The organism is Candidatus Cloacimonadaceae bacterium (genome assembly GCA_030693415.1).
GTDB lineage: Bacteria > Cloacimonadota > Cloacimonadia > Cloacimonadales > Cloacimonadaceae > JAUYAR01.
This window is the reverse complement of record JAUYAR010000175.1, coordinates 1-2,409: the sequence shown is the minus strand read 5'-3', so window position 1 is coordinate 2,409 and position 2,409 is coordinate 1. Positions and strand designations below refer to the sequence as shown.

Genomic DNA, 2,409 nt, shown 5'->3' with positions numbered 1-2,409 from the left:
GACTTTCATGCAGCTCAAATGACTCGATATCATCAAACTCGTCACGGTAATCATCCACTTGGTTGCGCCGCTCTATGACAAAATAAGAACATCCCAGCTTACGTAAGTAGGCAATGTTTTCCTTCGTGGCGATGCCTCTATTCAATCAGCACTACTGATTGTTCTGTTTTTCTAAGCGGAGTAAACATTCATCATAATTATGCGGTAGCTCAGGGTGGTGGAGTATCGCACGTAGGGTCCAGCATCTACACTCCTTCATTAGTATTTGATGCGAACAATCGCTGTTCTGTCTATGAAAACTATGGAACGAATCCGGTTGATATCGCGATTTTCGATATCCGTGCAAATCTTCTGATAAATTTGGATTTATTCACGGTAGCGGTGTCCGATCCGTTTTATGTGGACCGGCACAGTAATCTAAGCCTCTTTGATCAGTACCAGGATACAGTGGATATTCTACGTGGTTATCGGGTGGAAGTGAACTACGATCTCTATGTGAGCCCCGGAGGTAATGATAACAACACGGGATTGAGCCCGTCTCAGGCGATGAAGACGATCACAAAAGCCGTTCACCGGATCGCTGCCGATAGTTTGAACATTAAAACGGTGCATCTCCTCCCGGGAACATATATCGAAGGCGAAAACGAGCAAATCCTCCCCATTCCGGTAAAATCAAATACAAATATCATTGGGGCTGGATCTGATCAGGTTACGATCTACTCAGATGTTTTATGTGCCTTTGGACAGCCCAAATTCATTGGAGTTAGAAAATGCAAAAACACTATTATCCGCGGCTTTTCCATTGCTGAAGGGGTTGCCTCAAATAGAATCGCTATTTTGAACACCAACACTCACACGAATTTGCAATTAACTGATATTGTAATCCAGAACATGAGTGTATGTAAACTTGGGGCAATTTTCTTTTATCAACTTTTTAACGGCGTGATTGATTCGGTGGTAATGAGAAACATAAACACACCGGAATCGGCTATGCAAATAGTGCAAATTTACGACGGAACTATCAGAAACTCTACCTTTGAGTATATTCATTCGACATATACCTCCCCGGATACTCCAGGTGACGATAGCTGGAGTATGGCGGTAATGAATTTCTGGGTTTGGGGATCATTCAAGGTAGAGAATTGCACTTTCCGCAATATCTCCGTGCAAAACAACCAGTTTACTTTCCACATCTCAAGCGGTTCAAACCCCGAGACGGTCGTGGACGTGAGCGTGAACAACAACCTGTTTGACAACATCCGCTCCAATTCCGCAAGAGCTATCGGCTTTGCTAAGAACGTGGCAGGGAACTATCGGGTCAGCAACAATACTTTCTACAACAACTTCGGGGCAGTTAGCGCGGTTAACGTGATCGGAAACATACAGATGCGCAACAATATCTTTGTCAATTCGAATTGCCCTTATGAGATCAATATGTCTCCGGTATGGTTCCAGGGACCCCTCACGGTGCTTGATTTCGATTACAATAACATCCGTGGCGGATTCTCCGCCATCTATAATCCCGACCATCGCAACACCCTGATCTATGGCTCAAACAATACCTCAGCAGACCCCATGTTTGCCGGTACCACTGCCGGGGAACCTGATTATCTGCGCTTAGCCCAAGGATCACCATGTATAGATAGCGGCACACCTGATACCACCGGACTGGAGTTATTGCCCTAAGATCTTGCTGGAAACTGGAGGGTCTGGAATGGCAGGATCGATATGGGCTGTTATGAATTCGGCTACGAGCCTTGGGTATCAAATGACGATCCGGTGGTTCCGCCATCCCTGTCGGGCTTGAGTTTATACAACTATCCCAATCCTTTCAATCCATCCACCACGATATGCTACCGTGTCCCGGAAAGCGGGAAGGTAAAGCTCAGTATCTATAATCTCAAGGGACAATTGGTCAGGATTCTGCTGAATGAGCCCAAGCAATCCGGCAATCATCAGCTAATCTGGAATGGAGATGATCAAGCAGGAAACATGGTGTCCTCCGGTGTCTATTTCACTCGCATCGAATCGAACGGAAAGTCATCAATGCATAAGATGTTGTTGGTGAAGTGATTAATACAGCATCAGTATTGATAAGACATAAAATCGTAAAAGCAGGGGCCTCGACATCTCATGGAACGCCGACGTCCCCGTCGGCGACATTTGCGATGAACCTGACACATCTATAAAGCTGTATTAGTGTTCGCTCGTTGCTCATTTCTGCCTCGAGTGAGAGGTCGAACCGACGGGGACGTCGGTAAATCCATAATCATGATAGGGGTAGGGGAGTTATCCATTACTGGCTCCCCTCCCTCCGAACCGTACGTGCGGTTTTCCCGCATACGGCTCTCCAGAAAACAGGTATCTCATGTAAGAGACCGGCATAATTCACTGTGGGCTTCGGTTAAT

The 2,409-nt window shown here is 46.1% G+C and carries 2 protein-coding genes; both read left to right on the top strand.

What is annotated here, in order from left to right:
* Positions 1 to 447: 447 nt before the first annotated feature.
* Positions 448 to 1,686 (top strand): hypothetical protein, encoded by a 1,239-nt coding sequence (locus tag Q8M98_11230; protein ID MDP3115325.1) that lies wholly within the window; start codon positions 448 to 450, stop codon positions 1,684 to 1,686.
* A 42-nt stretch (positions 1,687 to 1,728) separates the two neighbouring features.
* On the top strand, positions 1,729 to 2,073 hold the full coding sequence (locus Q8M98_11225; GenBank protein ID MDP3115324.1) for a T9SS type A sorting domain-containing protein: 345 nt from the start codon (positions 1,729 to 1,731) through the stop codon (positions 2,071 to 2,073).
* Positions 2,074 to 2,409: the final 336 nt, after the last annotated feature.

Coding starts and splice junctions, on each gene's coding strand:
- Q8M98_11225 (MDP3115324.1), top strand. CDS start 1,729: ATGGGCTGTTATGAATTCGGCTACGAGCCTTGGGTATCAAATGACGAT.